Source organism: Neisseria sp. P0021.S005 (genome assembly GCF_051956955.1).
The window spans coordinates 1-3,918 of sequence record NZ_JBQCWY010000270.1; the positions used below are offsets into that span (position 1 = coordinate 1).

Here is a 3,918-nt window from a genome sequence, read left to right on the forward strand (position 1 = left end):
GCAGTTGGCGGTTTGGACGCGAGAGGGTGCGGTATTTGTCGAAGACGATGTCCACGTCGACATCGGGGTTGGCGTTGGCAAGGTTGACCGCACCTTTGAGCTCAATCGTGCCGCCACGGTGGAATTTGAGGCTGTCGATCACCCATTTTTGACCCTGCAGGCGCGAACGCAATACGCCGTTGTCGAGAATCAGGCCTTGGGTTTGATGGCGGTAGTAGAGGTTGTCGCCGTTAATCAGGCCGCTTAGTTGCGGATCGTTCAGACGGCCTGCCAAGTTGACGGCGGCGTTCAGACGGCCTTTGAGGGTTTGGCCGACGGGCAGGAAGTTGCGGAAGACTTCGAGGTTGGCGACGTTCAGGTTGAGTTTGCCGCTCAGAGGGGCAGTGTCGAAGCTGGTGCCTTGGCCGATGTTGACGGTACCGTCGGCACGGCCGTAATTGGTTTGGAGGTCGAGGTTGCTGTTGACGGTGGGCGAACCGAGTCGGCCGCCGATGGTGGCGGTCGCGTTCAGACGGCCTGCAATGCCTTGGGCTGTCGCCGGCATAAAGGATTTGAGCGAGCCTAAATCGGGAACGCTGATATTGACTTTGCCGCTGACGGGGGCGTTGTTGATGTTGTTGCCGAACTGTTGGGCGATGCCGAGCGTGCCGTCAACTTTGCCGAAGCGGGTGTTGCCTTCCAGCGTGCTGTCGATGCGGCCGTTTTGGAAACGGGTGCGCAGGGCGAGCGCGGAAAGTCCCAAAGGCTGTTTGTTTTTCGGGTCTTTGCCCGGCAGGATGATGTCGCCGCTTTGACGGTTGATGTTGAGGAAGCCACGCGCGTTTTGACTGTACGCCAAATCCCAGTCGCCGCCCAAAACGAGGTTGTGTTCGATAGGCGGGGTGTAGAAGTTGTGCAATTCGGTAATGTGCAGATTTTGTGCACTGCCTTTACTGGTAATGCCGGCTTTCTTGTCCCAAACGAAATTTTGCAGGTTGAGGCTGCCGCCCATAGCCGCCCAGCGTGCGCTGCTGAGGGAAACGCGTTCGCTGCCGGCTTCGAGGTTGAGGCGGTTTTGCAGTTTGAGGTTGAACGCGCCGTTGATATCGAGCGTGTCAACCGTGCCTTTCCATTGGGTTTGGTCTTTGTTGAGGCCGCCGGTGGCGTCGAGGTCGAGCTTGTAGCGTTTGTTGTCCACCGCCATGCTGCTGTTGCCGCGGATGTGGTGGTGCGAGCCTGTGCCACTGATGAGCAGGTTGACGTTGTCAATCATGGCCGCGCCGCCGGAGACGGCGATGTGTTCGCCTTTAATATCGGCACTCAACGGACGGTTGGTATCTGGCGAACCTTTAAGTTTGAAGTCGAGGGTGCGGATGTTGACGGTATCGGCGACTTTGAAGTTGCGCGCTTCGCCGTTCAAATCGGCTTCAAGGGTTTTGAGACCGTCTGAAAAACTGCCGGAGATGTAGCCGCGCGCGTTGAGCAGGCCGCCCAAGCCGAAGCCGAAACGCGACAAATCGGGGGCGGTAATGTTGAGGTTGAGGCGGTCGCCTTTTTTGCCAAAGCTGCCGTTAGTTTTGACGATGTTGCTGCCGAGGGTCAGGTCGGTCAGGGCGCGCGAGAGGTGTTTGTTTTCATAGGCGACGTCGGCTTTGCCGCTGAGCGGAACGCCGTTGAGCGTACTCGGTGCGAACTGCATTTTACCGGCGAATTTCTCTTGCGCCAGTATGCCGGTCAAGTTGATGTTGCCGTTGACGCTGCCTTGCGGAAGCTGCGGATCGATGCGCGCAGGGTTGAAGGCTTTGCTGACGATGTCCAGCTGCAGTTTGCGGTCTTTGAAGAGTTCGAGCGAGCCTTTGGCGTTGAGTTCGCCGCCGTTTTGCGGAACCAGGCGGACTTTGTCGAGCTTGAGTGTGCGCTGGCCGAGCTGTTTGTCGGTTTGGAAAAACAGCATGCCGTCTGTACGCGCGAATCCGCTGTCGAGATTCCAGTTGACGACGGGGGAGGAGGTTTCGCCTTTGACGTCGATACTGCCGTTCAGACGGCCTGCGATGTTTTGACGGACAAAGTCGTCTGCGCCGGTATTGTTGATGCCCAGTGCGAGTTTGAGTTGGTCTTGGGCGGTATCGATAGAGCCGGATACATCGATGCTGCCGTCTTTGAGCAGGCCGACGCCGATGTCTTCGATTTTGACCGTGCCTTTATCGTCGACGATGAATTCGCCGAGGATGCGTTTGACGGGGATATGGTTTTCATCGGCAAAACCGGCTTGGTCGTTTTCCAAGTCAATCGAGCCTTCCAACGCAACGCCGTCGGTAAAGGACGGAATGGTGGTGGCGTCGAAATTCAGGCGCGCTTTGGGCAGGGTGGGCAGGAAGGCCTGCGGATTGATGTTGGAACCTTTAACCAGGATTTCGCCGACGGTTTCGTTGAGGCTGTCGGCGAATGGGTGGATGGTGGATTTGGCAGACAAATGAACATTGTCGCCGTCGAGCAGTAGGTCGGTGTACACGTCTTGCAGGCTGCCCCACAGGCGCACCGTGCCGTGTATGGTTTCGCCCTCAAGCTGGCCTTTGGTGTAGATGGCGGTATTGAGGACGTAGGGTTTGTTCAAACCGAGCACCACCGCGCCTGTCGAGCTGCTCCAGGGCGTGTCGGCGGTTTTGATGTGGAGGCGGTGTTCTTTTTTGTCGTAATGATAGGCTGCGTGCAGATGGTCGAGATAGACGCTCTGCTTGTCAAAACGCTTGCCTACGCTGATTTTGCCGGTTTCCAAACGGTCGAGATAGGCGGTAACGGGCAGGTCTATGCTGTCAGGCAGGCCTTTTGAAGGCTCTTCTTCTTTGGGCGGCGTGCGCTTGGTCACAATGGCGATGTCGCCGGCCACGACTTCGGTAATGTGCAAAGACGGACGGAACAGCTCGGACGGTTTCCAATCAAAGCGGAAGCTGCTGATTTTGACATCCGCACCTTCTGTTTCAATCAACCATTTGTCGCCTTCAAAACCTTCAATCAGCGTGCCTTTCAGTGTGTCCGAAGAGATTTTGACGCCGAACCATGACGGGATCTTGTACAAACCGAAATGCAAACCCGATTCCGTACCGACCAGCCAGCCGATTGCGCCGGCAGAAACGGTCAATACGCTCAAGGCGGACAGGACAAAGCCGCGTAACAGGCGTTTTTTGCGCTTTGGCGGGGCGGGCTGTTGTTCAGACGGCGTGGAAGTGTTTGCAGTATCGGTCATGATATTTTTCTGTTTGTCTGTTGTTCAGACGGCCTGGAATGGCTGAGGCCATCTGAAAGAATGGATGGTGTATGTTTGTTAAAACCTTGTGCCTAAGCTGATGTGCCAGCGGATTTTCTTGTCGTGATGGCCGTAGGCAATGTCGAAGGAGAACGGCGCAACCGGGCTGAACCAGCGCACACCCAAGCCGGTACCGTGTTTTAAGGTCATGTGTTTGAAGTTGCTTGTCGCATCGCCGACATCGTGGAAGATGGCGCCGGAGAAGCTTTTGGTAACCGGGAATTGATATTCGAGGCTGCCGACCACCAAGGCGCGTTGCGGCAGGACGGAGCCGTTGGGGCCTGCCAAGCCGATGCTGTCGAGTTCGTAACCACGTACGGAAGTCGCGCCGCCGGTGCGGAACATCAGGCTGGACGGTACTTCTTCGCCTTCGCGGGCATAAACGTAGCCTGCCTGTCCGCGTACGATGAATGTACCGAGTTTTTTGTTTTCAGGCGTGAAGAAATAGCCTGCGCGTGCTGTAGCGCGTGCCATTTGGGTGGAGGAGAGGAGTTTGCCCAAAGTCGTGCCGATTTTGCCGTCGAGGTAGTAGCCGTTTTGAGGATGCAGCTCGGTTTCGATGCTTTGCCGTTTCCATGAGGCGGTCAGCATGGTGGCATGGCTTCGGCCCAAATCGTAGCTGGTGTCGGGGACTT

Annotated in this window: 2 protein-coding genes; both read right to left on the reverse strand. The window is 56.7% G+C overall.

What is annotated here, in order from left to right:
* Positions 1–3,223, reverse strand: a 3,223-nt coding sequence (locus tag ACTHUE_RS12440) for a translocation/assembly module TamB domain-containing protein (protein ID WP_440423605.1), incomplete at its 3' end; no start/stop codon positions are given.
* Between the two features lie 78 nt (positions 3,224–3,301).
* Positions 3,302–3,918 (reverse strand): autotransporter assembly complex protein TamA (locus ACTHUE_RS12445; RefSeq protein ID WP_440423607.1); only part of this gene is annotated, 617 nt, incomplete at its 5' end.